Below are 26,325 nucleotides of genomic sequence, written 5' to 3'. Positions count from 1 at the left end.
GTCCGACATGGAAGCGACCCAGATGACGTTCGGCGACGGTGTCGTCGACTACGCGGTCGAGGACGGCATCGCGACGATCACGATGAACCGTCCCGAGTATCACAACGCGCAGAACTCGAAGATGACCTATGCGCTCGACGCGGCGTTCCGGCGCGCGGCGCACGACGACGCGGTGAAGGCGATCGTGCTCGCGGGCGCCGGCAAGCATTTCTCGGCGGGCCACGACATCGGCACGCCGGGCCGCGACATCCACGAGTCGTTCGACCGCGCGTCGCTGTGGTACGACCACGTCGACAAGGAAGGCGGCGAATTCCTCTACGCACGCGAGCAGGAGGTGTATCTCGGGATGTGCCGGCGCTGGCGCGATCTGCCGAAGCCGACCATCGCGATGGTGCATGGCGCGTGCATCGCGGGCGGGTTGATGCTCGCGTGGGTGTGCGACCTGATCGTCGCGTCGGAGGATGCGTTCTTCGCCGACCCGGTCGTGCGGATGGGGATTCCGGGCGTCGAGTATTTCGCGCATGCGTACGAGCTGAACCCGCGCATCGCGAAGGAATTCCTGTTTCTCGGCGAGCGGATGCCGGCCGAGCGCGCGTACCAAATGGGGATGGTCAACCGCGTGGTGCCGCGCGAGCGGCTGCGCGACGCGACCTACGCGATCGCCGCGAAGATCGCGACGATGCCGCGCCTCGGCCTCACGCTGACCAAGCAGGCGTTGAACCACGTCGAGGAACTGCAGGGCAAGCGCGCGGCGATGGACGCGGCATTCGCGTGGCATCACTTCGCGCATGCGCACAACGAACTGGTGAGCGGCGACCGCCTCGGCGGGTACGACGCGCGCAAGATGGCCAGCTCGCAGCGCAAGACGGGTGACGAGAATCAGGGCGAAGCCGCACCGGCCGCCGTCAACGGAGCCGCCGCATGAGCACGACGCTTCGAAGCCCGCTCCACAGCCCGCTGCATACGCCGCTGTGTGACCTGCTCGGCTGCCGCTACCCGATCGTGCAGACCGCGATGGGCTGGGTGGCCGACGCGCGGCTCGTCGCGGCGACCGCGAACGCGGGCGGCTTCGGCTTCCTCGCGGGCGCGACGCTCGAACCCGAGCAGGTCGAGGCCGAGATCCTGAAGGTGAAGGCGCTGACGGACCAGCCGTTCGGCATCAATTTCCACATGTTTCAGAAGAACGCGCAGCAGGTCGTCGAACTGGCGATCAAGCACAAGCTGCGTGCAGTGAGCTACGGCCGCGGGCCGGACGCGAAGACGATCCGCCGCTTCAAGGACGCCGGCATCGTCTGCATGCCGACCGTCGGCGCGCCGAAGCATGCGGCGAAGGCGGTCGAGCTCGGCGCGGACATCGTGACGGTGCAGGGCGCGGAAGGCGGCGGCCACACGGGCTCGGTGCCGACCACGCTGCTGCTGCCGAAGGTGCTCGACGCGGTACGGGTGCCGGTGGTCGCGGCCGGCGGCTTCTTCGACGGGCGCGGGCTGGCTGCCGCGCTGGCCTACGGCGCGGCCGGCATCGCGATGGGCACGCGTTTCCTGATGAGCGCCGAATCGCCGGTGCCGCGAGCGACGCTCGAACGCTACGTCGCGGTTGGCGATCCGGCACGCATCCGCGTGTCAGACGCGCTCGACGGGCTGCCGCAACGGATGATCGACAACCCGTATCTGCTGAAGCTCGAACGCTTCGGCCCGCTGCGTCGCACGTGGTTCGCGCTGAAAACTGCCGACGCGTGGCGCCGCCAGAACGGGCTGGGCACGACGGACATGCTCGGCCTCGCGATCAAGGCGCTGCGCTCGCACGACTACACGGCGAGCCAGACGCTGATGGCCGCGAACGCGCCGTTCCTGATCCAGCGCGCGATCGTCGACGGGCGTCCGGACGAAGGCGTGCTGCCGAGCGGCCAGGCGGCCGCGATGATCGGCGCGATCGAATCGTGCGACGCGCTGATCGCGCGGATCGTCGCGGAAGCCGGCGAACGGCTCGATGCGCTGGCCGCATTGCGCGGCGCGGCAGCGGCACAGGCTGCGTAAAAAACATCACAGGGAGGCTTTGGAGATGACAGCATCCAATCAACCGGGCGGCGCGATGCCGTTCCGGATCGAGCGCGCCGACGGCATCGCCGAACTGGTGATCGCCCATCCGCCCGTGAACGCGCTCGACGCGCAAGGCTGGCATGCGCTCGCGCGTGCGCTCGACGCGCTCGGCAGCGATGACGACGTGCGCGTGATCGTCGTGCGCGGAGAAGGCCGCGGTTTCTGCGCGGGCGTCGACATCAAGGAGCTGGCCGCGCATCCGGAGCGGATCGTGCCGGTCAACGCCGGCAACCACGAGACGTTCCGCGCGGTGCACCGCAACCCGAAGCCGGTGATCGCGGCCGTGCACGGTTTCGTGCTCGGCGGCGGGATCGGCATCTGCGGTGCGGCGGACATCGTCGTCGCGGCCGATTGCGCGCGCTTCGGCGTGCCCGAGATCGACCGCGGCGCGATGGGCGGCGGCGCGCATCTGCAGCGGCTGTTCGGCGTGCAGAAGGTGCGCGCGATGTACTTCACCGGCGAGATGATCGACGCGGCCGAAGCGTACCGGCTCGGCGCGCTCGAGCAGGTCGTGACGCGCGACGCGCTGCGCGACGCGGCGCTCGCGATCGCCCGCAGGATCGCGGCGAAGAGCCCGGCGATGGTGCGGCTCGCGAAGGAGGCGCTCAACGGCGTCGAGGACGGCGATCTCGAGGACAAGTACCGCTGGGAGCAGGGTTTCACGCTGCAGGCGTACATGACGAACGACTCGACGGAGGCGCGTGCCGCGTTCGTCGAGAAGCGCGACGCGCAGTTCGACGCGCAGGCCGAGGAGGCACGCGAATGAAACTCGCCTATACACCGCAGCAACAGGCGTTCCGCGCGGAAATCCGCGCATGGCTCGCCGCGCACGTGCCGCGCGAGCGGCTGCCGAGCTTCGATACGGAAGAAGGTTTCGCCGCGCACCGCGAATGGGAGCGCACGCTGCACTCGGGCCGCTGGAGCATGGTCACGTGGCCGCGCGAGCTGGGCGGGCGCGGCTGCGACCTGATCGAGTGGCTGATCTTCGAGGAAGAGTACTGGCGCGCGGACGCACCGATGCGCGTGAACCAGAACGGCATCTTCCTGCTCGGGCCGACGCTGATGGATTTCGGCACCGATGCGCAGAAGGCGCGCTTCCTGCCCGCGATGGCGGCGGGCGAGCACGTGTGGGCGCAGGGCTGGTCGGAGCCGAACGCGGGCTCGGACATGGCCGCGATCCGCACCACCGCGATCCGTATCGGCGACGAATACGTGCTCAACGGCCAGAAGATCTGGTCGACCCGCGCGGTGTGGGCCGACTGGCTGTTCGGGCTGTTCAGGAGCGACCCCGAATCGTCGCGTCACCACGGCCTCACGTTCCTGATGGTGCCGCTGTCGACGCCGGGCATCACGGTGCGGCCGATCCGCCAGTTGAACGGGCAGACGGGTTTCGCGGAAATCTTCTTCGACGACGTGCGCGTGCCGGTCGAGAACCGCCTCGCGGCCGAAGGCGCGGGCTGGCAGGTCGCGATGGCGACGGCCGGCTTCGAGCGCGGGCTGATGCTGCGTTCGCCCGCGCGCTTCCAGCGCACCGCGCAGGCGCTGCGCGACCTGTATCTCGCGCACCGCGACAGCGCGGATCGCGACCCGACGCTGCGCGAGCGCGTGGTGTCCGCGTGGATGGACGCACAGGCCTACGCGCTGTCGACCTACGCGACCGCGAGCCGGCTGCTCAAGGGCGGCCATATCGGCGCGGAGTCGAGCACCAACAAGGTGTTCTGGTCGGAACTCGACCTGCGGATGCACCAGACCGCGCTCGACATCCTCGGCGCGCACGGCGAGGTCGTCCCGCGGACGGCCGCGCAGCACGCCACGCTCGGCCACTGGCTCGACGGTTTCCTGTTCGCGCAGGCCGGCCCGATCTACGCGGGCACCAACGAGATCCAGCGCAACATCGTCGCCGAACGGATGCTCGGCATGCCGCGCGCGTAAGCGCGCCGGCGACACTCACTGAACGGACATCGTATGGATTTCGTATTCGATGAAGACCAGGAAGCGCTCGCGGACAGCGTGAAGCGCCTGCTGATGACCGAGATGACGCCCGAGCTGATCCGCGAGCTGTGGGCCACGCCGACGGGCCGCTCCGACGCGCTGTGGTCGCTGTTCGCGTCGCAGGGGCTGACCGCCGTGTCGGTGCCCGAAGCGCACGGCGGCCTCGGTCTGACCGAAGTCGAATGGGCGCTGCTCGCGCAGACCTACGGCTACTTCGGCAGCCCCGAGCCGTTGCTGGAAACGGCGCTCGTGTCGGCCGGCGTGCTCGCGCGGCTGCCTGCGAGCGGCTGGCGCGACGCGCTGCTGCGCGACATCGCCGAAGGGCGCGCGCGCGTCGCGCTCGTGCATCCGGTGAACCCGTATGCGGCCGACGTGCACGTCGCGCAAACGCTGCTGTGCGAGCACCGCGGCGAGCTGCACCGCGTCGATCCCGCGCAATGCGCGTGGCGCGCGGTCGACAGCGTCGACCCGTCGCGGCGCCTGTTCACGCTCGACTGGGAAGCGTCGGCGGCCACCCGCATCGCGAGCGCCGACGAAGCCGCGCCGCTGCTCGATCGCGCGCTCGACCACGGCGCGTTCGAGGTTGCGGCGCAGCTGCTCGGTCTCACGCAGCGCGTGCTCGACGTCGCGATCGACTACAGCGCGCAGCGCAAGCAGTTCGGCAAGGCGATCGGCTCGTACCAGGCGCTCAAGCACCTGCTCGCCGACGTCGCGATCCGCTACGAGTTCGCGCGGCCGGTGGTGGCACGCGCCGCGCAGGCGATCGCCGACGATCACCCGCAGCGTGCCGTGCTGGTGTCGCACGCGAAACTCGCGGCGACCTCGGCCGCGCAACTGGCCGCGCGTCACACGATGCAGGTGCACGGCGCGATCGGCTACACGTGGGAGCTCGATCTGCAGATCTTCATGAAGCGGATCTGGGCGCTGTCCGGCAGCTGGGGCGACACCGCATTCCACAGGGCCCGCGTGGCCGACGCGATCCTCGGCGACGCGTTGCCGATCGGCCCCGCGCAGACCTTCGATTTCGAGGAAACCAACTGATGAAACAAGCCTATATCGTCGACGCGCTGCGCACGCCGACAGGCCGCCGCAAGGGCGGGCTCGCGCACGTGCATGCGGCGGACCTCGGCGGCTTCGTGCTGAAGACGCTCGTCGAACGCAACGCGATCCCGGCCGATGACTACGACGACGTGGTGTTCGGCTGCGTCGACACGATCGGCCCGCTCGCGGGCAACATCGCGCGCACCTGCTGGCTTGCCGCGGGGCTGCCGCTGCAGGTGCCGGGCGTGACGGTCGACCGCCAGTGCGGCTCGTCGCAGCAGGCGGTGCACTTCGCCGCGCAGGCCGTGATGAGCGGCGTGCAGGACGTCGTCGTCGCGGGCGGCGTGCAGACGATGACGCAGATCCCGATCTCGTCGGCGATGACCTGCGCGGCGCCGCTCGGCTTCACCGACCCGTTCTCGGGCAGCGCCGGCTGGCGCGCGCGCTTCGGCGACGCGCCGGTGTCGCAGTTCGTCGCCGCGCAGCGCATTGCCGATCACTGGAACCTGTCGCGCGACGCGATGGAGCGCTATGCGCTGGAGAGCCACCGCCGCGCGCTCGCGGCGATTGAGGCCGGGCATTTCAAGCGGGAAATCGTGCCGCTCGAAGGCGTGCTGCACGATGAAACGCCGCGCCCCGGCACGTCGCTGGAAAAGATGGCGACGCTCGAACCGCTGACGCCGGGGGGCTCGCTGACCGCTGCCGTCGCGAGCCAGACCTGCGATGCGGCCGCCGCGCTGCTGATCGTGTCGGAGGATGCATTGAAGCGCTACGGCCTCACGCCGCGCGCGCGTATCCATCACCTGAGCGTGCTGGGCGACGATCCGCTGTGGATGCTGACCGCACCGATTCCGGCGACCAAGGCCGCGCTCGAGAAGGCCGGCCTCGACTGGTCGCAGATCGACGTCGTCGAGATGAACGAGGCATTCGCGTCGGTCGCGCAGGCGTGGCTCGCCGACACGCGCTTCCCGCACGAGAAGACCAATCCGAACGGCGGCGGCATCGCGCTCGGCCATCCGCTCGGCGCGACCGGCGCGCGGCTGATGACGACGCTGCTGCATGAACTCGAGCGTACCGGCGGCCGCTACGGACTGCAGACGATGTGCGAAGGCGGCGGTCTCGCGAACGTCACGATCATCGAGCGCCTGTGAGCGCGTCACTTTCACGATCTCTCGATCCAGGAGGCCAAGCATGGGAATCTGTCACGAACGCACCGTCATCATCACCGGCGCGGGCGGCGGGCTCGGGCGCGAATATGCGCTCGCGTTCGCGGCCGAAGGCGCGTCGGTCGTCGTCAACGACATCCGGCGCGACGCCGCGCAGGCCGTGTGCGACGAGATCGCGCGGCGCGGCGGCCGCGCGCTTGCCAATGCGGACGACATCACGCGAGTCGAAACGGCGCAGCGGATCGTCGACGCGGCGCGCGCGGCATTCGGCGACGTCCACGTGCTCGTGAACAACGCGGGCATCTGCCGCGACAAGATGTTCACCAGCATGAGCGAGACCGACTGGGACGACGTGATGCGCGTGCACCTGCGCGGTCACTTCTGCCTGTCGAACGTGCTGGCGCGCGTGTGGCGCGACGCGGCGAAGGCCGGCAAGCCGGTCGACGCGCGCATCGTCAACACGAGTTCCGGCGCCGGGCTGCAAGGCTCGATCGGCCAGTCGAACTACGGCGCGGCGAAGGCCGGCATCGCCGCGCTCACGCTGATGCAGGCGGTTGAGCTGCAGCGCTACGGCGTGCGCGTGAACGCGCTCGCGCCGGCCGCGCGCACGTCGATGACCGAAGGCGTGTTCGCCGACATGATGAAGAAGCCCGAGAACGGCGGCTTCGACTATTTCGATCCGGCCAACGTCGCGCCGCTCGTCGTGTGGCTCGGCAGCGCGGCGTCGGCCGACGTGACGGGCCAGGTGTTCGAGGTCGCGGGCGGGATGATCGCGGTGGCCGAAGGCTGGCGCACCGGCCCGAGCGTCGATCGCGGCGCGCGCTGGGCGCCGGCCGACGTCGGCCCGGCGGTCGCGCGGCTGCTCGCCGACGCGCGGCCCGCGCAGCGCGTGTACGGGAGCTGAGTCATGGATCTGGCGCTCACCGACGAACAGGCGATGATCCGCGACGCGGCGGCCGACGTGCTCGCCGAACGCAGCGCGTCCGCCGACGTGCGCCGCGCAATCGAGCAATCGGCCGGTCGCGACGACGCGCTGTGGCGCGCACTGGCCGGCGAGCTCGGCTGGAATGCGCTGTCGCTGCCCGAAGCAGCGGGCGGGATGGGGCTCGGCGCGCTTGAACAGACGCTGCTGATGGAGCAGCTCGGCCGGCGCATCGCGTGCGTGCCGTACTTGTCGACCGCGTGTCTCGCGGCGACCGCGCTGGCGGTCTGCGCCGACACGCCGCTTGCGACCGCCTGGCTCGCGAAGATCGCCGAAGGCGCGTGCAGCGCGACGCTGGCATTGCCGTTCGAGCTGCCGGCCGGCACCGGGCAGTTGCCGGTCGTTGCCGAAGAAGCGGCGGGCGGCTACGCGCTGTCGGGCGCGATCGAACAGGTGATCGACGGCGCGCGCGCCGACCTGCTGCTGATCCCGGCGTGGATCGCGAACGAAGGGCAGGCGATCGGGCTGTTCGCGATCGACGTCGCGACGGCGGCCGGCCTGAGCGTCACGCCGCTCGACACGCTCGACGCGACGCGGCCGATCGCGCGGGTCGCGTTCGACGAAACCCGCGTGAGCCGCGACGCGTTGTTCGCCAGCGGCGCCGCTGCCGCCCAGCTGCTCGATCGCGCTGCCTGGTTCGCGGCGCTCGCGCTGGCCGCCGAACAAATCGGCGGCGCACAGCACTGCCTCGACCTGACGCTCGACTACACCGGCCAGCGCGTGCAGTTCGGTCGCGCGATCGCGTCGTTCCAGGCGGTCAAGCATCGCTGCGCACAGATGATGGTGCTGATCGAATCCGCACGTTCGGCCGTGCTCGGCGCGGCGCATGCGTGGGACGCGGAAGCGGGCAGCAGCACGCCCGGCGCCGCACTGCGCGCCGACGTCGCGGCCGCGAAGGCCGCCGCCAACGACGCGTATGCGTTTTGCGCGCAGGAGGCGATCCAGTTGCACGGCGGCGTCGGCTTCACATGGGAATACGACCCGCATCTCTATTTCAAGCGCGCGCAGGCGTCGGGTGCGCAGTTCGGCAGCACGCCGCAACTGCTCGAATGGATCGCACGCCATGCGATCGACGGCGGCACGTCGCAACACGACGCGGTGCCCGCGTCGGCGTCGCCGTCGGTTTCGATCGCCACGCGTCCGTCCGCCGCGCGCACCGGAGCACGCCAATGAACAGCGAAACGCGCGAACAGCAATTGCGGCACGAAGTCGCCGACTGGGTGCAATCGCACCTGACCGGCGAATTCGCGTGCCTGAAGTACCGCGGCGGCCCCGGCGACGAGGAAGCGTTTCCCGCGCTGCGCAAGGCATGGGAGCGGGAGCTGGCCGAAGGCGGCTGGACCGGCCTCGGCTGGCCGACCGACGCGGGCGGCCGCGGCTTCACCGTTGCCGAGCAAGTGATTTTCCACGAGGAATACGCGCGCGCCGGCGGCCCCGGCCGGATGGGCCATATCGGCGAAGGGCTGCTCGGGCCGACGCTCGTCGCGTGCGGCACCGACGATCAGCGCGCGCGCTTCCTGCCGGGGATTCTCGCGGGCACGCAGTTCTGGTGCCAGGGCTACTCGGAGCCGGGCGCGGGTTCGGATCTCGCGAACGTGCGCACGCGCGCCGGGCAGGATGCCGACGGCGCGTGGCGCGTGCATGGCCAGAAGGTCTGGACGTCGCTCGCGCACGATTCCGACTGGATCTTCGTGCTGGCGCGTACCGATCCGGCGTCAAAGGGCAACAAGGGGCTGTCGTTCCTGCTGATGCCGCTCGACCAGCCGGGCATCGAGATCCGCCCGATCAGGCAGCTCAACGGCGGCGCCGAATTCAACGAAGTGTTCTTCGACGGCGCGCGCGCGCAAGCATGCGATCTGGTTGGCGCACCCGGCGACGGCTGGCGGATCGCGATGACGCTGCTCGGTTTCGAGCGCGGCATGTCGACGCTCGGCCAGCAGATGCAGTTCGTGCGCGAACTCGAATGGGTGATCGACGCCGCGCGCGAATCGGGCGCCGATCGCGACCCGGTGCTGCGCCAGCGGATCGGCCGCGCGTGGGCCGGGCTGCGCGTGATGCGCTACAACGCGCTGCGGATGCTGTCGGGCGCGGGCGACGCGAACGGCGGCGCCACCGCACCGCTGCGCCGCGAGGCGCTGATCTACAAGTACTTCTGGTCGAACTGGCACCGCGACCTCGGCCAGCTCGCGATGGACGCGCTCGGGGCCCGCGCGAACGTGATCGACCCGGCCGACGAGAAGCTCACCCATCTGCAGCGCGTATTCCTGTTCTCCCGTGCGGACACGATCTACGCCGGCACCAACGAAATCCAGCTCAACATCATGGCCGAGCGCGGGCTCGGCATGCCGAGAGAACCGCGAGGACAACACGCATGACCGAACCCCAGATCCAGAACGCCCCGGCCTACGTTCCGGGCCACCAGCTGCTCGCCGGCAAATCGGTGCTGATCACGGCCGCCGCCGGCGCCGGCATCGGCTTCGCGGCCGCGCGCCGTTGCGCGGAGGAAGGCTGCCGCGCGCTGTTCATCTCCGACATCCACGAGAAGCGTCTCGAACAGGCGGTGGCGACGCTGCGCGCCGAAACGGGGCTGCGGCAGATCTACGGCCGCCTGTGCAACGTCGCGGTGGAGGACGACGTGCAGGCGCTCGTGGCCGACGCGCAGCACAAGCTCGACGGCGTCGACGTATTGATCAACAACGCCGGGCTCGGCGGGGCGAAGCGCATCGTCGAAATGGACGATGCCGAATGGTCGCGGGTGATCGACATTAGCCTGACCGGGACGTTCCGGATGACGCGCGCGATGCTGCCGCACATGCAGGCCCGTGGCCACGGCGCGATCGTCAACAACGCATCGGTGCTCGGCTGGCGCGCGCAGGCGGAACAGGCGCACTACGCGGCGGCGAAGGCGGGCGTGATGGCGCTCACGCGTTGCGCGGCGCTCGAAGCGTCGCCGTACGGCGTGCGCATCAATGCGGTCGCGCCGAGCATCGCGATGCACGATTTTCTGAAGAAGTCGGCGTCGGCCGACTTGCTGAATCAACTGGCGTCGCGCGAAGCCTTCGGGCGCGCCGCCGAAGTCTGGGAGGTCGCGAACGTGATGGTGTTTCTTGCAAGCGATTACGCGTCGTACATGACGGGCGAAGTGCTGTCGGTCAGCAGCCAGCACGCATGATGGCGACGACCCTCGACCCCGTGCGCGCGACGCCCCGCGTGTTCGCGCATCCCGGCGAACTCGCGGCGGCCGTCGGCGACACGCTCGGCGCGAGCGCATGGCTCGCGATCGACCAGATCCGCATCGACGGCTTCGCCGACGCGACGGGCGATCACCAGTGGGTGCACGTCGACCCGGTGCGCGCGAAGGACGGCCCGTTCGGCGCGTGCATCGCGCACGGCTACCTGACGCTGTCGCTCGTCAACCATTTCCTGCCGCAGATCGTGCGCATCGACGGCGCGCGGCTCGGCGTGAACTACGGCTGCGACAGGATCCGCTTCCCGGCGCCGGTGAAGGTCGGCGCACGCGTGCGCGGCGTCGGCGAGCTGCTGCGCGTCGAGCCGTTCGACGGCGGCGTGCAGGCGTGGGTCCGCGTGACCGTCGAGATCGAAGGCGAGGCCAAACCCGGCTGCGTCGCCGACACGATCAGCCGCTACACCTTCTAGTTTCCGATTCAGAGAGTCAGCTCATGGAAGACGCAGTCATCGTTTCCGTCGCACGCACGCCGATCGGCAAGGCGTTTCGCGGCATGTTCAACGACACCGAGGCGCCCGCGCTGGGCGGCCACGTCGTGCGCACCGCGCTCGAACGCGCGGGCGTCGCACCGGCCGACGTCGACGACGTGCTGATCGGCTGCGCCGCGCAGCAGGGCACGCAGGGCTACAACATCGGCCGCCTGTCGGCTGCCGCGGCGGGGCTGCCGGCATCGGTGCCCGGCATGGCGATCGACCGGATGTGCTCGTCGGGCCTGATGTCGATCGCGAGCGCCGCGCGCGGCATCGGCGCGGGCGACGCGCGGATCGTCGTCGCGGGCGGCGTCGAATCGATCTCGCTCACGCAGAACAAGCACAAGAACGGCTATCGCGCGCGTTCGCAGGCGGTGCTCGATCACCAGCCGGCGGCCTACATGGCGATGATGGAAACGGCCGAGATCGTGTCGCGCCGCTACGGCATCTCGCGCGCGGCGCAGGACGCGTTCGCGCTGCAGAGCCACCAGCGGACGGCCGATGCACAGGCGGCCGGCCGCTTCGACGCGGAAATCGCGCCGCTCGACGTGCGCCGCGCGCTGTTCGACAAGGAAGGCAATCCGGCTGGCCACGAGGACGTGCGCGCAGCCCGCGACGAAGGCGTGCGCGCCGATACGACGGCCGAGCGGCTCGCGGGGCTCAAGCCGTCGTGGAGCGGCGGCAAGGTGGTCGAGCAGGGCGAGTTCGTGACGGCCGGCAACGCGTCGCAACTGTCGGACGGCGCGGCGGCCGTGGTCGTGATGTCGCGCACCGAGGCGGTGCGCCGCGGGCTCACGCCGCTCGGCACGTTCCGCGGCCTGGCCGTGGCCGGCTGCGAGCCGGACGAGATGGGCATCGGCCCGGTGTTCGCGATCCCGAAGCTGCTGGAGCGTTTCGGGATGACCGTGCGCGACGTCGGGCTGTGGGAGCTGAACGAGGCGTTCGCGTGCCAGGCGCTCTATTGCCGCGACACGCTCGGCATTCCCGACGCGCGGCTGAACGTCGACGGCGGCGCGATCGCGCTCGGCCATCCGTTCGGCATGTCCGGCACGCGGATGACGATGCACGCGCTGCTCGAAGGCGCGCGCCGCGGCGTGCGGCATGCGGTCGTGACGATGTGCATCGGCGGCGGCATGGGCGCGGCCGCGCTGTTCGAAGTCGGCGCGTAACGACAGTGGTGACGGCGGCCGGGCCGAATACCCGGTTCGGCCGCCCTCCATTCGGGACCCTTCGAGGCCGCGGCAACGACCGACGGCCCGGAGACTTGCAGCGGGCAGGGCGAGCGCGTCGGCGCGGCCCGGGCCGGCGCGAAGACAGGAGACAACCGATGAAACGTACTTTGCCAGGACTCGCGATGTCGGCGCTCGTGCTCGGCGCCGCGGTGTTCGCGTTTTCGCCGCGGCCGCTGCCGGCGTTCCCGGTCACCGCGATCCATGCGGACCGGCTGCAGATCAACGGGCTCGCGCGGGCCGGCACGCGCATCGTCGCGGTCGGCGAGCGCGGCGTGATCCTGCTCAGCGACGATGCGGGCCGCCGGTGGCGGCCGGCGTCGGTCACGCCCGACCAGGGCTCGACGCTCACGCAGGTGAGCTTCATCACGCCGACGCTCGGGATCGCGGTGGGCCACGACGGCCGGATCATGCGCAGCGACGACGCGGGCCTGCACTGGCGCGAAGTCCACCTGGACCCCGCGCATTCCGATCCGCTGCTGTCCGTGTGGGGCACAGCCGGCGGCCCGCTGTTCGCGGCCGGCAGCTTCGGCCAGCTGCTGCGTTCGGACGATGCCGGGCTCACGTGGCAGACGGTGAAGACGCCGGCGGGCGACCGCCATCTGAATGCGGTCGTCGGCGACGGCCACGGCAACCTGCTGATCGCCGGCGAGAGCGGCACGCTGCTGCGCTCGACCGACAACGGCGCCACCTGGGACAAGCTGCCGTCGCCGTACGCCGGTTCGCTGTTCGGCGCGCTGATGCTCGCGAACGGCGACTGGGTCGCGTACGGGATGCGCGGCAACGTGCTGCGCAGCACCGATCGCGGCGCGACCTGGACGCACGTCGACAGCCATGTCCCGGTGTCGTACTTCGGCGCGACCCAGCTTTCCAGCGGCGAACTCGTGCTGGTCGGGCAGGGCGGCGCGATCGTCGCGTCGCGCGACGGCGGCCTGACCTTCGACGTGCGCAAGCTCGGCGGCGTGCAGAGCCTCGCGGCCGTGCTCGACATGGGCCGCGGCGCGCTGCTGCTCGGCGGCGAGGCCGGCGTCGCGCCGCTCGCCGCGTCGCCGTCCTGATGCCCGGACGCGGCGGCGCTTGCGGCCGCCCGTTTCCGTTCGCATTGCTTCGCCGGTTCGCATCGACCGCATCGTCAGCCCAGATTCGAGAACGCCATGAACGACCTGTCACGTCCCACTGAAGCCGCGCCCGCCTCGCGCCTTGCCGCGTTCGTCGAGCGCTGCGCCGACACGATCATCCGGCGGCGCCGGCTGCTGATGCTGCTGTGCGTCGCGGCGACGCTCGCGCTCGGCCTGTCCGCGACGCGCCTGAAGCTCGATCCGGGCTTCAACAAGATGATCCCGATGCAGCACCCGTACATGCAGGTGTTCGAGCGCTATGCGGGCGCGTTTCCGGGCGCCAACACGATCCTCGTCAGCCTGCGCTGGAAGGGCGGCGGCGACATCTACAACCAGACGTTCATGGACGCGCTGCGTCATGCGACCGACGACGTGTTCTTCATCCCCGGCGTGAACCGCTCGCGCGTGTTCTCGCTGTTCACGCCGAACGTCCACTACACCGAGGTGACCGAGGCTGGCTTTCGCGGCGACGTGGTCGTGCCCGGCCAGTTCTCCAGCGCGAACCCGGACGATCTCGCGAAGGTGCGCCGCAACGTCGCGCGTTCCGGGCAGATCGGCCGCCTCGTCGGCAACGACCTGAAGTCGGCGCTGATTCGCGCGGAGCTGCGCGAGACCGATCCCGCCACCGGCAAGCGGCTCGACTACAGCGCGGTCGCGCGCCAGCTCGAGGACATCCGCGCGAAGTACGCGAAGCAGGGCATCGACGTGAACATCATCGGCTTCGCGAAGCTGGTCGGCGACGTCGAGGCGGGCATCGCCGGCGTGATGGCGTTCTTCGCGCTCGCGTTCCTCGTGACGGCCGCGCTGCTGTTCGCCTATACGCGCTCGCTCAAGACCACCGTGCTGGCGCTCGTCGTCGCGCTGCTGCCGGTCGTCTGGCTGCTCGGCGCGCTGCCGCTGCTCGGGCTCGGCATCGATCCGATGTCGATCCTGGTGCCGTTCCTGATCTTCTCGATCGGCGTGTCGCACGCGGTGCAGATGACCAATGCGTGGAAGCAGGCGCTGGTGCGCGGCGCAACGTCGGTCGAGGCCGCGCGCGACGCGTTCCGCAAGCTGTTCGTGCCGGGCACGGTCGCGCTGCTGACCAACGCGCTCGGCTTCATGGTGATCATGCGGATCAGGATCGACATCGTGCGCGAGCTCGGCATCACCGCGTGTCTCGGCGTGCTGCTGATGATCGTCACCAACAAGGTGTTCCTGCCGATCCTGCTGTCGTACACGCGCCTCGAGCGCGGCACGCTGGCCCGTGCGCAGCGCACGGCGGCGGCCGGCGGCAGCCGGATGTGGTCGCGCTTCGCGCTGTTCGCGCGGCCGGGGCCGGCGCTCGGCGTGTTCGCGGTGGCGCTCGCGCTGCTGGCCTGCGGCGCGCTCGAATCGCGCAAGCTGGAGATCGGCGACATCGGTACCGGCGCGCCGGAGCTGCGCGCGAACTCGCGCTACAACGTCGACAACGCGGCAATCACGCACCAGTACAACATCGGCGTCGACGTGCTGTCGGTGATCGTCGAGACGACCGGCTTCGACGATGCGTGCCTGCATTACCCGGTGATGAGCGCGATCGAGAAGTTCGAGATGAACATGCGCGGCGTGGCCGGCGTGCAGTCGGTGACGAGCGTCGCGTCGCAGGGCAAGGTGTTCATCGCCGCGTTCAACGAAGGCAATCCGCGCTGGGCCGCGCTGCCGCGCTCCAGCGACGGGCTCACGCAGGGCGCCAACGCGTTCGACCCCGACAACGGGATGAACACCGCGAACTGCAAGGCGATCCAGGTGCTGATCTACACGCAGAACCACGAAGGCACGACCATCGCGCACATCGTCGACGAGATCAGGCGCTACGCGGCCGGGAACCCGGCGCCGAACGTCGCGTTCCGGCTCGCCGGCGGCAACGTCGGCGTGATGGCCGCGACCAACGAGGCGGTCGGCGACGCGGAGATCGCGATGCTGCTGTCGATCTTCGGCGCGATCGCGCTGCTCTGCGCGCTCACGTTCCGCTCGTGGCGCGCGGTGCTGTGCATCATTGTGCCGCTCACGCTGGTGTCGATCCTGTGCAACGCGGTGATGGCGCGGCTCGGCATCGGGCTGAAGGTCGCGACGCTGCCGGTGATCACGCTCGGCGTCGGGGTCGGCGTCGACTACGGGATCTACCTGTACGAGCGGCTGCAGCACGACATCCGCCACGGCGCGACGCTGCCCGACGCGTTCGCCGATGCGATGCGCCAGCGCGGCACCGCGGCGCTGTTCACGGCCGTCACGATGTTCATCGGCGTCGGCACGTGGGCGTTCTCCGCGCTGAAGTTCCAGGTCGACATGGGCGTGCTGCTCGCGTTCATGTTCCTCGTGAACCTGTTCGGCGCGGTGTTCCTGCTGCCGGCGCTCGCCGCATGGCTCGGCGTCGAGCGTGCCGAGTGCCGCGTGTCGCAGCCTCAGTCGCAGCCTCAGTCGATGCCGCAGCAGGCCGCGCCGGCGTCCGCGCTCGAGCCGGCGCGCGCGCTCGAATCCGGCAATCCGGTGCGCTGAGCGACGCCATCCCCGTTACCCCGTTCCCCCGGTGCGCGGCGGGCCGCCGCGCGTCCCCCCAAAAGGAGTCAACTGAAATGTCCGCACGCCCCTACAAGATCGAAGCCCAGCCGCTCGCGCAGCGCTATGCGCGCGGCTGGCACTGCCTCGGCCTCGCCCGCGACTACAAGGACGGCAAGCCGCATACGCTGAACATCTTCGGCCGCAAGCTCGCCGCGTTCGCCGATTCGACCGGCAAGGTCAGCGTCGTCGACGCGTATTGTCCGCACATGGGCGCCGACCTGAGCCTCGGCACGGTCGACGGCGACAACCTCGTGTGCCCGTTCCACGGCTGGGCATGGAGCGGCGTAGGGCAGTGCGCGTCGATCCCGTACTGCAAGCGGATTCCGCCGAAGGCGCGCATCGGCGCATGGCCGACCTGCGAGGAGAACAACCTGCTGTTCGTGTGGAACGACCCCGAGGGCAATGCGCCGCCGCCGGAAGTCGCGATTCCGCGCCTGGACGTGTGCTTCTCCGACGAATGGTCGGACTGGGTCGTCGACAAGATGGTGATCCAGGCCAACTGCCGCGAACTGGTCGACAACATCTCGGATGTCGCGCACTTCGCGACCGTGCACCACGCGCCGATCGACTATTTCGCGAACCTGTTCGAGGATCACAAGGCGACGCAGCTGATAGTCGGCCGCAGCGAGAAGCTCGGCGGCGACAGCCTGACCGCGCTGTCGACGTATTTCGGGCCGGCCGTGCACATCACGCAGATGACCGGGCAGAGCAACGGGCAGCCGATCCATTCGGTGCTGCTGAACTGCCACGTGCCGATCGACATGAACAGCTTCGAGCTGCGCTACGGGGTGATCGTGAAGAAGGTCGCCGGGCTCAGCGACGCGCAGAACCTGGAGATCGCGAACGCGTACGTGAAGGAGGCGCAGCGCGCGTTCTACGAGGACGTCGACATCTGGCACAGCAAGACGCGGATCGACAACCCGCTGCTGTGCGAAGGCGACGGGCCGCTGTACCAGATGCGCGACTGGTATTCGCAGTTCTACCTCGACGCGGCCGACGTGCGGCCGTCGAGCGTCGCGCGCAAGGCGTTCGACATGACGATTCGCGACGGCGAGACGCCGCCGCCGCTGCATCACGTGTTCGAGCCGCAATAACGGCGGCGGGGCAAAAAGGGGGGCGTAACGTTACGCCCCCCCATTGCCGCCAACGCCCGCCAGGCAAGGCGTCGCGCGATACCGTGCGCGAACGCCGCACCGAAAGGGCTTGACGAATCGGCCGGCGCAGCGTAGTGTCCTAGACCGAAGTCTTCAAGAAGCTCGATTGCTCATCATTGGCCGCACGGCGTGCGGCAGTCGTTGGTCTCTCCCTCTTTGATTCTTTCTGTGCCCGTCGTGGGCGCAAGTTCATTCATTCGTATTAAGGAAGTATTTGTGGATACCGGTACCGTCAAGTGGTTCAACGAAACCAAGGGCTTTGGTTTCATCTCCCCGGACAACGGCGGCGACGATCTGTTCGCCCATTTCTCCGAAATCCGTGGCACGGGTTTCAAGACCCTGGCCGAAGGCCAGAAGGTCAGCTACGAAGTGAAGCGTGGCCCGAAGGGCCTGCAAGCGTCGAACATCACGCCGCAGTAAGCCGCATCGGCATCGGTCGCCAATCGGCGGCCGCTGCCGGACGGATGTCGCGCGGGCACCGGCCCTGGCCCGTGTCCTGCGCGTTTCGACGCACACGACCGATGCATCGCGGTATTCACGATGCATCGGTCGTGTGCTTCCCTCATCCATCGCAGGTCCGTACGACGTGCGATTCAACGCCCTCGCGATGCGCTCGCCGCATCGCCAGCGGCTCGTGCTGCAACCCGAGTAGACCGTCGCCATGCCGTACGCGGCGCGGTCCCGACTATGCGCGGTGCTCATCGCGCCGCCGCCACTGACCGCCCGAACGCCGCAACGCGCCGGGCTCCGATTGCAAGACAGGCCTGTCGCCCGTCTGAACGAATTGATACCCGGCATCCTGCCGGCCGCCGACCCCGTTGCGGGCACGGCGCCGGTGAGTTCGCCGCGGCCGCGGTCATTCACCTTGTCTGGAGGAATTGGTTTGGCAAAAGAAGAACTGCTGGAACTGGACGGAATCGTCGACGAAGTGCTGCCGGACAGCAAATACCGTGTCACGCTGGAAAACGGCGTCGTGGTCGGCGCGTATGCGTCGGGCCGCATGCGCAAGAACCACATCCGCATTCTCGCGGGTGACCGTGTGACGCTCGAACTGTCGGTGTACGACCTGACGAAGGGCCGCATCAACTTCCGTCACAAGGACGCGAATTCGCCGCGTCCGCCGCGCACCGGGCAACCGCGTCGCTAAGCAGTCACGATCGGGCGCGCAACGCGGCTCCGATCGCAACCCGTCCGGCCCCGTCATGCGGCCGGACACACCGGACGCACGGCGCGATTCGCACCGTTCGTCGGTCGCCGGCGGCGTCGTTACGCCGCGGCGGCCAAGGTCATCTTCTCCGGCTGCCGTGCGTGTGCAACGCTCAAGCGGCCGCGTCCCGCAGGAAATCTTCCACGATCGTCGCGAAATAAGGCGGACATTCCTGCATCGGGTAGTGCCCGCAATTCGGAATCGTCAGCAGCCTTGCGTTCGGGTGCCACGCGAGAAACGTCGCATGCATCGCCGCTTCGTCGAGCCCCGGATCCTTGTCGCCGACGATCACCAGATAGCGTGTGTCGAGGCCGCGAATGTCGTCGACGAAATCCGTTCCGGTCAGCATGTCCAGATACGCGAGCCGGCACGCGGGTGCCACGCGTTCGCGATTCTGTCGCAGCTTCAGCTCGGCCCAGCGCGCCGACAACCCGCCCGTCACGAACCGCACGAGCCGGCGCAATGCATCGTCGTCGACGGTCGTGCTCGCGAAGCACGCGCGCGCGTCGTCGCTCAGGCGATTGCCGGCCGCCGACACCGGGCACACGGCGATCGCGCTCTTGATGCGTGACGGCGCGTCGGCGGCGATGCGTTGCGTCGCCATGCCCGTCATCGAATGGCCGACGACGTGAAAACGTTGCCAGCCGAGCTGGTCGGCGAGTGCGAGGCAGTCCGTCGCGATTTCGTCGATGGTGCAGGTGCCGCTCAGATGGATCGATCGTCCGTAGCCGCGCAGATCGGCGAACACGTACGTGAAGGCCGTTTCGTCCAGATACGGCAGTAGCGCCGCGTAGTTCGTATGGTCGCCGAGCCAGTCGTGCAGGACCAGCACGCATTCGGGGCCCGTGCCGTGTTGCAGGTAGCCGAGGCCGGGGCGGGAGACGAGGGGGGTGATCAGCGGCATTTCAAGCGGTTTCCTTTTGGTTGGCGGAACCAAAACGAAACGCCCTCCCGGCGGACCGGGAGGGCGTCTTGAAAGTGGCTCGATCGTATCGGGCCGTCCGGCGAAAGTCAACGGCTGGCGCGATGCATTCACGGTGCACCGCACGCGTCTTTACGCGCGAGCCGGCGCGGTCGTACACTCGTCGGCAATTCGCGGCCCGCGCGCCTGGCTTTCGAGCCGTTCAGTTGCTTTCAGCGGGCCGACGATCGTGCCGAGCCGGACATTCGTCGCGCGACGCCAGGAGGCGCCATGAGTGCAGACGCAGCCCCCGCATCTTCTTCCGTTTCCGCCGCACCAGCGGTTCGGGACCGCATCCGGCACGTGTTCGTGCTGATGCTCGAGAACCGTTCGTTCGACCATCTGTTCGCGCTGTCGGGCATCGCCGGCATCACGGCCGCGTCGCCGGCCGACAGCAATGCGTACGGCGGCATCGTCTATCCGTTCGGCGGCGGCGCGCCGGACCAGATGCCGACCGATCCGTGCCATGAATTCACGGACGTGCTCGAACAGCTCTGCGGCGCGGGCGTACCGTTCGTCAAAGGGCAGCCCTATCCGGACGTCGACAACTCGGGCTTCGTGTCGAACTACGCGACGTCGCATTCCGAAGGCTCGCCGCCGCAGGCCGGCAACGCGGGCACGATCATGCAGGGCGCCGATATCCGCGCGCATGCGCCGTCGCTGTATGCGCTTGCGAACGCGTTCGTGCTGTGCGACCGCTGGCACGCGTCGATGCCGGGGCCGACCTGGCCGAACCGCTTTTTCCTGCACGGTGCGTCGTCGGTCGGGCTCGACCATTCGCCGACCAGGGAGGAAATGGCCGGATGGGATACGCTCGACGGCTTCCACTATCCGAAGGGCTCGATCTTCGATGCGCTTGGCGACGACAACTGGCGCATCTACCAGGACCAGTCGGGCGACCCGCTCGGCCACGTGCCGCAGGTCGCATCGCTGAAGGGCGTGAGCTTCTTCGACGTCGACGATCTCGCGCACTTCGAAGCCGATCTCGCGGCCGGCTACACCGCGCGCTACACGCTCATCGAACCGGGCTACGGCGACATCGTGCACGGCACCTATGAAAACGGCAGTTCGCATCATCCGATGGACGGCTTGCCCGGCGGCGACCGGCTCGCCGCACGCGTGTACGACGCGATCCGCAATTCGCCGGTCTGGGACAGCAGCCTGCTCGTGATCGTCTACGACGAACACGGCGGCTTCTACGATTCGGTCAGGCCCGGCGCGGCGCCGCCGCCGAACGACGGCGCGGCCGCGACGCTGAACGCGAGCGGCTTCGGGTTCGACGTGTACGGCGTGCGCGTGCCGGCGATCGTCGTTTCGCCGTGGGTCGCGGCCGGACAGGTCGATCACACGCCGTACGATCACAGCTCGGTGGTCGCGACGCTCGGCAGGCTGTTCGGCCTCGCGCCGCTGACCGACCGCGATCGCCTCGCGAACGACCTGTTGCCGCTCGTCACCGCTACCTGCCGCACCGACTGCCCGGCGAGGATCGGATCATGAACACGACGCCGGCGATGGATCCGCGCGATGCGCTGCCCGTGCGCGACGGCACGAGCCTGATCGCGTACCTGCACATCCTGAAGAAGGCGCATGCGGCGCTGGTCGGCCACGACAAGGCCCACCAGCGTTTCAGCGAGGTCGTCACGCGCGGGCAGGCGCGGCAGTACATCGAGGAACTGATGCCGGCGCTGCTGCAGGCGCGGGAAGTGCATCGGCGGCGCAGACATCACGGGAAGCATCGCTGACGCGGCGGGTGGATGGCGGTTAGCGCGTGACGCTTGATGGCTATCGGCAAACGGCAAACGGCAAATCGGCAAATCGGCAAATCGGCAAATCGGCAAATCGGCAAATCGGCAAATCGGCAAATCGGCAAATCGGCAAATCGCCGACCGCTACTGACGCACATGGTTCGCGCCACCCCCTCGCGTGGCGGGCAACGCATCCTTACACCGGCTGCCGCGCGTGCTGCGCGCTGACCGCTGCTCCGGCTGCCCCCGCCAGTTGCACCGCCGCACCGGCGAACATCGCCGCGCGCAACCCCGCCGCACCGCCATGCATCGCCGCGAACAGCGTGCCGAGCACCGCGATCCCGAGCGTCGCGCCGGTCATCCGTGCGACGTTGACGAGCGCGCTCGCAGTGCCCGAGCGTGCGGCGTCCACCGCGCCGACGGCCACCGTCATCAGCGGCCCCGTCGCGATTCCCATCCCGAGCCCCGTCAACGCAAGCCCGATTTCCGCGCCGAGCAGGCCCGGCGACGCAGCCCACGCACCGATCACCGCGAGCCCGCTCGCGATCACGGCGACACCGCCGGCCGTCGTCACGCGCGTGCCGACCCGCTCGGACAAGCGTCCCGACCACGGCGACACGGCGACGAACACGAGCGCCATCGGCAGCAGCGCGAGGCCCGCGCCGGTCGCATCGAGGCGGCCGGTGCTCTGCCACGTCAGCGGCAGCAGGAACAGCACGCCGTACATCCCGAACGTCATGGCGGTGGTCGCCGCGATCGCGCCGCGAAACGCGCCGAGCCGGAAGATGTCGAGCGGCACGAGCGCGGCGTCGCCGTGGCGCCGTTCGATCGTGATGAAGGCGGCGAACGACGCGATCGCGACGCAGACGGCGACCGCACTGGTGACCGGCGAATCGCGGAACACGATCGCCGCATACGCGAGCGTGCCGAGCGCGAGCGCGCCGGTGACCTGTGCACCGCCGTCGAAATGCCGGCCGCGCGGATCGGACGACTCGGGCACGGCCGGGACCGCGAGCAGCATCGCCGCGACGCTCAGCGGCACGACCACGAAGAAGATGCTGCGCCAGCCGAAATGCCGGATCAGCACGCCGCCGAGGGTCGGCCCGAGCGCCATCGCGACGCCGTTGCACGCGGCCCAGATGCCGAGCGCGCGGCCGCGCTCGACCGGATCGCGCCACACGATCCGCACGATCGCGAGCGACGCCGGCAGCAGCAGCGCCGCGCCGACGCCGGCCAGCGCGCGTGCGCCGATCAGCACGGACACCGACGGCGCGAGCGCGCACAGCAGCGACGCGACGGTGAACACGGCCGTGCCGGCCATGAAGACGCGGCGCCGGCCCAGCAAATCGGCGAGCAGCCCGCCGGTGAGCAGCAGCACCGCGTACGTGAGGTTGTAGCTGTCGACGACCCATTGCAGCGCACCGACGTCCGCATGGAAATACGTGCCGATCGCGCGCGTCGCGAGATTGACGACGGCCGTGTCGACCTGCGCGACGAGCACGGCGATGCACAACGTCAGCAGGGTCACGCCGCGCCGTTTGACGACACGGCCGGCGAGTGCGGAAAGTGCTCCGGTAGGGGTCATGGGCGGCATTCCTGAACGGGCGATCCTGCGAGCTTAAGCGCCGCCTGCTGCCAGCGTGGTGTCAGCAGGGCGAGGGCAGCGGGCACGCAAGCGGCATGCCCGTATGCGTCGGGGCGCGTTTCAGATCGGCTTCGACCCGCCTGCGCAGACGTTGCTGAAGGCTTGCCGTAAGGAGCGGCCGGGGCCGCCTCGATCGAGGGACGGCATCGCAGCGTAGCGGCGGCGTTACTGCTGCGGCATATGGTTGTGCTGAGCGGCAGGCTCGACGCATTCGTCGCGCTTGCCGACGCAACGCGCGCCGCGTTGCCGACCGGACCGGCATCGACGCGCTGACCGAAGCACGCCGGGACGCCGTGCCCGACGCGAACCTGCGCGCTGGCGTTGCCCGTGCAGGCGACGCCGGGCCGGTTCGGCGATCCGGTGAAAATCGGCCGCGTGGCGTAGTTCCCGATGTCCGACGACGCGAGCTACGCAACGGGCGCCGAGCGGGTCGTGGACGGCGGCAACATTCCGTCGCGGCGGTTCTGCGTGCATCGAAGCGTCCGGCCGTTTCCTCCGGGCGTTTCGACATGACAATGCGGAGCGCGATGCTCCGCATCTTGTCATCCGGCTGCCGGAACCGCGATGCCGGCACACGGCATTTCCGCGATCAGAACTTCGCGCGGATGCCGGCGCCGAACGTGTTGCCGCTCGACAGGCCGCTGATGTGGTCGTTCATGTATGCCGCGTAGACGTCCGTGCGCTTGGACAGCGGATAGTCGTAGCCGACGGCCCAGGTCTGGCGCGTCTGGTCGAGGCCGCCCGCGTCGCGCGAGTATGCGTACGACGCCATCGCGTTGCCGACGCCGAGCGGCACCGACACGCCGCCCTGCGCGGTGTTCACGTGCCAGCTGCCCGCGACCTGGTCGTTCTTCGTGTACATGTACTGGCCGAACAGCTTCACGAGCTTCAGGTCGTAGGTTGCACCGACCAGCGCGATGCCCTGGCTCTTCATGCCGGCCACCAGCGCGCTCAGATCCTGCGGGCCGTTGTTGAAGTTCACGTACTGGTAGACGGCCGTTGCCGCGAACGGGCCGTTCGCGTAGTTGAACTGCGCGCTCCATTTCTTCGAGCGGTTGTCGCCGGCGGTGTTGCCGAGCGCATACATCGCGCCGAAGTTCAGGCCACCGAACGAAGGCGACGCATACGCGACCGCGTTGTTCCAGCCCGAATCGCCCACCGCGCCCTGGTCGCTCGGGTAGGTTGGATACGTGCCGAGACCGAGGAACACGTGATACACCATCGGCGAGAAGGTGTACGAATCGTAGAACGGGTTGAACAGGATCGTCGACAGGAACAGGTGCGTCGTCAGACGGCCCGCCGTCACCGTGCCGTACGGCGAATCGATGCCGACGTACGCGTTGCGCGCGAAGAACGTGTCGCCCTGGAAGCGGCCGTACTGGCCGTTCTGCGCGCGGAAGAAGCTTTCCAGCGTGAAGATCGCCTTGTAGCCGCCGCCCAGATCCTCGGCGCCGTGCATGCCCCAGTACGACGTCGACATCCCGCCGCCGCCCACGTTCCACGCGCGATCGCTGCCGGGAAACTTGGTCGCGCCGATCCATTCGTCGACCTGACCGTAGAGCGACACGCTCGACTGCGCGTAGACGGGCGCGGTGGCCGCCACGCAGGCGGCTGCGGCGATCAGCTTGACGGACGTGCGCGATGCACGGCGAGCGAATGACTTCATGGGGTCTCCTGTATTGATCGATGGCGGGCCGACTGGCGTCGCGTGATGCATGGCCCGAGGGTAAGACGGGGGACTCGATTGGGCGGTGGTGCCGCGTGCGATTGCGGTCGAATCGCACCGCGCGACTTCATCGTTCGAATGGTTTCATGACAACGATGCTGGATCGTAAATAGGTTGTTTCTGATGAGCCATTGGACGAAATGCATCATGCGTATACGCGAAGTTGTATAACTTCGAATTGGGCGTCGTGATGCCGATCGATATCCGCGTATACGCTCATACAACATCGTTTATGCGATGGATTTCTTGCGTTTGCGGTATGGGCGAAGACTTACCATTTTCCGGATTGGACGCGCTCGAGCAATACCTGAGAAACCCGCCCCGATCGATGCCACACGGTCCGTCTGGACGACGCGCATCGCGCCATTGCGCGGCAGCCTTGCAGGGCCGCGCCGTGCAAGGTGCGGCAAGACATCGCGAATACAACAAGTCCGGTAATGCGAATACCGGTTTTTCTTCGACGCAGGAGACACTGATGAACAAGCAAGGGTTGGTCGACGCCGTGGTTTTTTCTACCGGTTTAAACCGGGCCGCGGCCACCGAGGCAGTGGATGCGGTCATCAATACGATCGTCGGCTCGGTTGCGGCCGGCGACGCCGTTCAATTGGTCGGTTTCGGATCGTTCAGGCAAGGGAAACGCGCGGCCCGAATCGGCAGAAATCCGTCGACCGGAGAGGAAATCAGGATTGCGGCGGTGAATACCGTCAAGTTCACCGCGGGTACCGCATTCAAGAGTGCCGTGAATACGATCGGGAAGTAAGCGGCCGACGGCTCGCGGCAGGGTGTGTCGCCAGTCGCACGTCACCAGTCACACGTCGCCAGCCGGCGGCGACGCAAGCGCAGTACGGTGCGATCACCGTTCTTCGATAAAAAAGACGGGGCATGAGCCCCGTCCCGCATGACCGGCGATCGACCGGACGATCAGGCGGCCACCTCCCGGGCGCGCACCATCGTCAGCGCCGCATCCTCGATCATGTCCTCCTGCCCGCCGACGAGCCGCTGCCGGCCCAGTTCGACGAGAATGTCGCGCGCCGGAATCCCGTACTTCGCCTCGGCCCGCTTCGCGAACAGCAGGAACGACGAGTAGACGCCCGCATAGCCGAGCGTCAGCGCATCGCGGTCGAGGCGGATCGGGGCGTCCATGATTGGCACGACGAGATCCTCGGCGACGTCGGCGATCGCGAACACGTCGACGCCCGTCTCGATCCCCATCCGGTCGCACACCGCGACGAACACTTCCATCGGCGTATTGCCCGCGCCCGCGCCGAGGCCGGCCGCGGCCGCATCGATCCGGTTCGCGCCGGCCGCGACCGCCGCGACCGAGTTGGCCACGCCCATCGCGAGGTTGTGGTGGCCGTGGAAGCCGAGTTCCGTCTCCGGCTTCAGCGCGGCGCGCACCTGGCCGATTCGCGCGGTCACGTCGTCGGGCAGCATGTGGCCGGCCGAGTCGGTGATGTAGATGCAGTTCGCGCCGTACGATTCCATCAGCTTCGCCTGCACGACGAGCTGTTCGGGAGACGACATGTGCGCCATCATCAGGAAGCCGACCGTATCGAGCCCGAGCGTGCGCGCGAGACCGACGTGCTGTTCCGACACGTCGGCCTCGGTGCAGTGCGTTGCGACGCGGATCGTGCCGACGCCGAGCGCGTGCGCCATGCGCAGATGCTCGACGGTGCCGATGCCGGGCAGCAGCAGTGCCGACACCTTCGCCTGCTTCAGCTCCGGAATCACGGCGCTCAGGTACGCCTCGTCGGTATGCGCCGGAAAACCGTAGTTGACCGAAGCGCCGCCGAGCCCGTCGCCGTGCGTGACCTCGATCAGCGGTACGCCGGCCGCATCGAGCCCGCGCGCGATGTCGCGCATCTGGTCGAGCGTGATCTGGTGACGCTTCGGATGCATGCCGTCGCGCAACGACATGTCGTGGACGGTGATCTTCTTGCCTGCAAGTGACATCGTGTGACTCCT

Annotated in this window: 24 protein-coding genes; 20 read left to right on the top strand and 4 right to left on the bottom strand. The window is 68.9% G+C overall.

Annotation, left to right across the window (positions count from 1 at the left end; genetic code table 11):
* The first annotated feature begins 7 nt into the window (after positions 1 to 7).
* From DCN14_RS08200 to infA, 17 genes are all read left to right on the top strand, one after another.
* Positions 8 to 925 (top strand): enoyl-CoA hydratase, encoded by a 918-nt coding sequence (locus DCN14_RS08200; RefSeq protein WP_096499579.1) that lies wholly within the window; start codon positions 8 to 10, stop codon positions 923 to 925.
* On the top strand, positions 922 to 2,034 hold the full coding sequence (locus DCN14_RS08195) for a nitronate monooxygenase (protein ID WP_096499577.1): 1,113 nt from the start codon (positions 922 to 924) through the stop codon (positions 2,032 to 2,034). The genes DCN14_RS08200 and DCN14_RS08195 overlap by 4 nt, the downstream gene beginning before the upstream one ends.
* 25 nt (positions 2,035 to 2,059) lie before the next feature.
* Positions 2,060 to 2,863 (top strand): enoyl-CoA hydratase family protein, encoded by an 804-nt coding sequence (locus tag DCN14_RS08190; protein WP_096499575.1) that lies wholly within the window; start codon positions 2,060 to 2,062, stop codon positions 2,861 to 2,863.
* Positions 2,860 to 4,029 (top strand): acyl-CoA dehydrogenase family protein, encoded by a 1,170-nt coding sequence (locus tag DCN14_RS08185; RefSeq protein ID WP_096499573.1) that lies wholly within the window; start codon positions 2,860 to 2,862, stop codon positions 4,027 to 4,029. Before DCN14_RS08190 ends, DCN14_RS08185 begins: the two co-directional genes overlap by 4 nt.
* A 33-nt stretch (positions 4,030 to 4,062) precedes the next feature.
* Positions 4,063 to 5,130, top strand: a complete 1,068-nt coding sequence (locus DCN14_RS08180; RefSeq protein WP_096499571.1) for an acyl-CoA dehydrogenase — start codon at positions 4,063 to 4,065, stop codon at positions 5,128 to 5,130.
* Positions 5,130 to 6,281: an acetyl-CoA C-acetyltransferase gene (locus DCN14_RS08175; RefSeq protein ID WP_096499569.1), complete on the top strand. Its 1,152-nt coding sequence runs from the start codon at positions 5,130 to 5,132 to the stop codon at positions 6,279 to 6,281. Before DCN14_RS08180 ends, DCN14_RS08175 begins: the two co-directional genes overlap by 1 nt.
* A 40-nt stretch (positions 6,282 to 6,321) precedes the next feature.
* Positions 6,322 to 7,200, top strand: a complete 879-nt coding sequence (locus tag DCN14_RS08170; RefSeq protein WP_096499567.1) for an SDR family oxidoreductase — start codon at positions 6,322 to 6,324, stop codon at positions 7,198 to 7,200.
* Positions 7,201 to 7,203: 3 nt separating this feature from the next.
* Positions 7,204 to 8,451: an acyl-CoA dehydrogenase family protein gene (locus tag DCN14_RS08165; RefSeq protein WP_096499565.1), complete on the top strand. Its 1,248-nt coding sequence runs from the start codon at positions 7,204 to 7,206 to the stop codon at positions 8,449 to 8,451.
* Positions 8,448 to 9,653 carry an acyl-CoA dehydrogenase family protein gene (locus DCN14_RS08160; protein WP_096499563.1) on the top strand — a complete coding sequence of 402 codons (1,206 nt, stop codon included), beginning with the start codon at positions 8,448 to 8,450 and terminating at the stop codon, positions 9,651 to 9,653. The genes DCN14_RS08165 and DCN14_RS08160 overlap by 4 nt, the downstream gene beginning before the upstream one ends.
* Entirely contained in the window at positions 9,650 to 10,450 is an 801-nt protein-coding gene (locus DCN14_RS08155) for an SDR family oxidoreductase (protein ID WP_096499561.1), read from the top strand. The genes DCN14_RS08160 and DCN14_RS08155 overlap by 4 nt, the downstream gene beginning before the upstream one ends.
* The gene (locus tag DCN14_RS08150) at positions 10,450 to 10,935 is read left to right on the top strand and encodes a MaoC family dehydratase (protein WP_096499559.1); all 486 of its coding nucleotides are present in this window, start codon (positions 10,450 to 10,452) and stop codon (positions 10,933 to 10,935) included. The genes DCN14_RS08155 and DCN14_RS08150 overlap by 1 nt, the downstream gene beginning before the upstream one ends.
* A 23-nt stretch (positions 10,936 to 10,958) precedes the next feature.
* Positions 10,959 to 12,164, top strand: a complete 1,206-nt coding sequence (locus tag DCN14_RS08145; RefSeq protein WP_096499557.1) for an acetyl-CoA C-acyltransferase — start codon at positions 10,959 to 10,961, stop codon at positions 12,162 to 12,164.
* Positions 12,165 to 12,322: 158 nt separating this feature from the next.
* Positions 12,323 to 13,282 carry a YCF48-related protein gene (locus DCN14_RS08140; protein WP_096499555.1) on the top strand — a complete coding sequence of 320 codons (960 nt, stop codon included), beginning with the start codon at positions 12,323 to 12,325 and terminating at the stop codon, positions 13,280 to 13,282.
* A 96-nt stretch (positions 13,283 to 13,378) separates the two neighbouring features.
* Entirely contained in the window at positions 13,379 to 15,859 is a 2,481-nt protein-coding gene (locus tag DCN14_RS08135) for an MMPL family transporter (protein ID WP_096499552.1), read from the top strand.
* A gap of 77 nt (positions 15,860 to 15,936) precedes the next feature.
* On the top strand, positions 15,937 to 17,016 hold the full coding sequence (locus DCN14_RS08130) for a Rieske 2Fe-2S domain-containing protein (RefSeq protein ID WP_096499550.1): 1,080 nt from the start codon (positions 15,937 to 15,939) through the stop codon (positions 17,014 to 17,016).
* A 276-nt stretch (positions 17,017 to 17,292) separates the two neighbouring features.
* Complete coding sequence (locus DCN14_RS08125) at positions 17,293 to 17,496, top strand: cold-shock protein (protein ID WP_006751843.1); 204 nt, start codon at positions 17,293 to 17,295, stop codon at positions 17,494 to 17,496.
* Between the two features lie 463 nt (positions 17,497 to 17,959).
* Positions 17,960 to 18,223 carry a translation initiation factor IF-1 gene (gene infA, locus DCN14_RS08115; protein ID WP_011355053.1) on the top strand — a complete coding sequence of 88 codons (264 nt, stop codon included), beginning with the start codon at positions 17,960 to 17,962 and terminating at the stop codon, positions 18,221 to 18,223.
* A gap of 172 nt (positions 18,224 to 18,395) precedes the next feature.
* On the opposite strand, the gene DCN14_RS08110 is transcribed toward infA, so the two are convergent.
* A complete protein-coding gene (locus tag DCN14_RS08110; protein WP_096499548.1) occupies positions 18,396 to 19,187 on the bottom strand; it encodes an alpha/beta hydrolase in 792 nt (263 codons plus the stop codon).
* A 288-nt stretch (positions 19,188 to 19,475) separates the two neighbouring features.
* Here DCN14_RS08110 and DCN14_RS08105 point away from each other — a divergent pair, with 288 nt between their 5' ends.
* Entirely contained in the window at positions 19,476 to 20,741 is a 1,266-nt protein-coding gene (locus tag DCN14_RS08105) for an alkaline phosphatase family protein (protein WP_096499546.1), read from the top strand.
* Positions 20,738 to 20,986, top strand: coding sequence for a hypothetical protein (locus tag DCN14_RS08100; protein ID WP_096499544.1), 249 nt, complete (start codon positions 20,738 to 20,740; stop codon positions 20,984 to 20,986). Before DCN14_RS08105 ends, DCN14_RS08100 begins: the two co-directional genes overlap by 4 nt.
* Before the next feature lie 199 nt (positions 20,987 to 21,185).
* Here DCN14_RS08100 and DCN14_RS08095 read toward each other — a convergent pair whose 3' ends face one another.
* Together DCN14_RS08095 and DCN14_RS08090 are read right to left on the bottom strand one after the other, a co-directional pair.
* A complete protein-coding gene (locus tag DCN14_RS08095) occupies positions 21,186 to 22,574 on the bottom strand; it encodes an MFS transporter (RefSeq protein ID WP_096499542.1) in 1,389 nt (462 codons plus the stop codon).
* Between the two features lie 649 nt (positions 22,575 to 23,223).
* A complete protein-coding gene (locus DCN14_RS08090; protein WP_096499540.1) occupies positions 23,224 to 24,300 on the bottom strand; it encodes a porin in 1,077 nt (358 codons plus the stop codon).
* A 535-nt stretch (positions 24,301 to 24,835) separates the two neighbouring features.
* On the opposite strand from DCN14_RS08090, the gene DCN14_RS08085 reads away from it, so the two are divergent.
* Positions 24,836 to 25,120 (top strand): HU family DNA-binding protein, encoded by a 285-nt coding sequence (locus tag DCN14_RS08085; RefSeq protein ID WP_096499538.1) that lies wholly within the window; start codon positions 24,836 to 24,838, stop codon positions 25,118 to 25,120.
* Between the two features lie 161 nt (positions 25,121 to 25,281).
* On the opposite strand, the gene dmpG is transcribed toward DCN14_RS08085, so the two are convergent.
* Positions 25,282 to 26,313, bottom strand: a complete 1,032-nt coding sequence (dmpG, locus tag DCN14_RS08080) for a 4-hydroxy-2-oxovalerate aldolase (RefSeq protein WP_096499536.1) — start codon at positions 26,311 to 26,313, stop codon at positions 25,282 to 25,284.
* Between the last annotated feature and the right edge of the window lie 12 nt (positions 26,314 to 26,325).

It is taken from the genome of Burkholderia sp. IDO3, assembly GCF_003366075.1.
Classification (GTDB): Bacteria; Pseudomonadota; Gammaproteobacteria; order Burkholderiales; family Burkholderiaceae; genus Burkholderia; species Burkholderia anthina.
The sequence above is the reverse complement of the archived record's forward strand: the minus strand, read 5'-3'. Positions and strand labels throughout refer to the sequence as shown.

Coding starts and splice junctions, on each gene's coding strand:
- DCN14_RS08200 (WP_096499579.1), top strand. CDS start 8: ATGGAAGCGACCCAGATGACGTTCGGCGACGGTGTCGTCGACTACGCG.
- DCN14_RS08195 (WP_096499577.1), top strand. CDS start 922: ATGAGCACGACGCTTCGAAGCCCGCTCCACAGCCCGCTGCATACGCCG.
- DCN14_RS08190 (WP_096499575.1), top strand. CDS start 2,060: ATGACAGCATCCAATCAACCGGGCGGCGCGATGCCGTTCCGGATCGAG.
- DCN14_RS08185 (WP_096499573.1), top strand. CDS start 2,860: ATGAAACTCGCCTATACACCGCAGCAACAGGCGTTCCGCGCGGAAATC.
- DCN14_RS08180 (WP_096499571.1), top strand. CDS start 4,063: ATGGATTTCGTATTCGATGAAGACCAGGAAGCGCTCGCGGACAGCGTG.
- DCN14_RS08175 (WP_096499569.1), top strand. CDS start 5,130: ATGAAACAAGCCTATATCGTCGACGCGCTGCGCACGCCGACAGGCCGC.
- DCN14_RS08170 (WP_096499567.1), top strand. CDS start 6,322: ATGGGAATCTGTCACGAACGCACCGTCATCATCACCGGCGCGGGCGGC.
- DCN14_RS08165 (WP_096499565.1), top strand. CDS start 7,204: ATGGATCTGGCGCTCACCGACGAACAGGCGATGATCCGCGACGCGGCG.
- DCN14_RS08160 (WP_096499563.1), top strand. CDS start 8,448: ATGAACAGCGAAACGCGCGAACAGCAATTGCGGCACGAAGTCGCCGAC.
- DCN14_RS08155 (WP_096499561.1), top strand. CDS start 9,650: ATGACCGAACCCCAGATCCAGAACGCCCCGGCCTACGTTCCGGGCCAC.
- DCN14_RS08150 (WP_096499559.1), top strand. CDS start 10,450: ATGGCGACGACCCTCGACCCCGTGCGCGCGACGCCCCGCGTGTTCGCG.
- DCN14_RS08145 (WP_096499557.1), top strand. CDS start 10,959: ATGGAAGACGCAGTCATCGTTTCCGTCGCACGCACGCCGATCGGCAAG.
- DCN14_RS08140 (WP_096499555.1), top strand. CDS start 12,323: ATGAAACGTACTTTGCCAGGACTCGCGATGTCGGCGCTCGTGCTCGGC.
- DCN14_RS08135 (WP_096499552.1), top strand. CDS start 13,379: ATGAACGACCTGTCACGTCCCACTGAAGCCGCGCCCGCCTCGCGCCTT.
- DCN14_RS08130 (WP_096499550.1), top strand. CDS start 15,937: ATGTCCGCACGCCCCTACAAGATCGAAGCCCAGCCGCTCGCGCAGCGC.
- DCN14_RS08110 (WP_096499548.1), bottom strand. CDS start 19,187: ATGCCGCTGATCACCCCCCTCGTCTCCCGCCCCGGCCTCGGCTACCTG.
- DCN14_RS08105 (WP_096499546.1), top strand. CDS start 19,476: ATGAGTGCAGACGCAGCCCCCGCATCTTCTTCCGTTTCCGCCGCACCA.
- DCN14_RS08100 (WP_096499544.1), top strand. CDS start 20,738: ATGAACACGACGCCGGCGATGGATCCGCGCGATGCGCTGCCCGTGCGC.
- DCN14_RS08095 (WP_096499542.1), bottom strand. CDS start 22,574: ATGACCCCTACCGGAGCACTTTCCGCACTCGCCGGCCGTGTCGTCAAA.
- DCN14_RS08090 (WP_096499540.1), bottom strand. CDS start 24,300: ATGAAGTCATTCGCTCGCCGTGCATCGCGCACGTCCGTCAAGCTGATC.
- DCN14_RS08085 (WP_096499538.1), top strand. CDS start 24,836: ATGAACAAGCAAGGGTTGGTCGACGCCGTGGTTTTTTCTACCGGTTTA.
- dmpG (WP_096499536.1), bottom strand. CDS start 26,313: ATGTCACTTGCAGGCAAGAAGATCACCGTCCACGACATGTCGTTGCGC.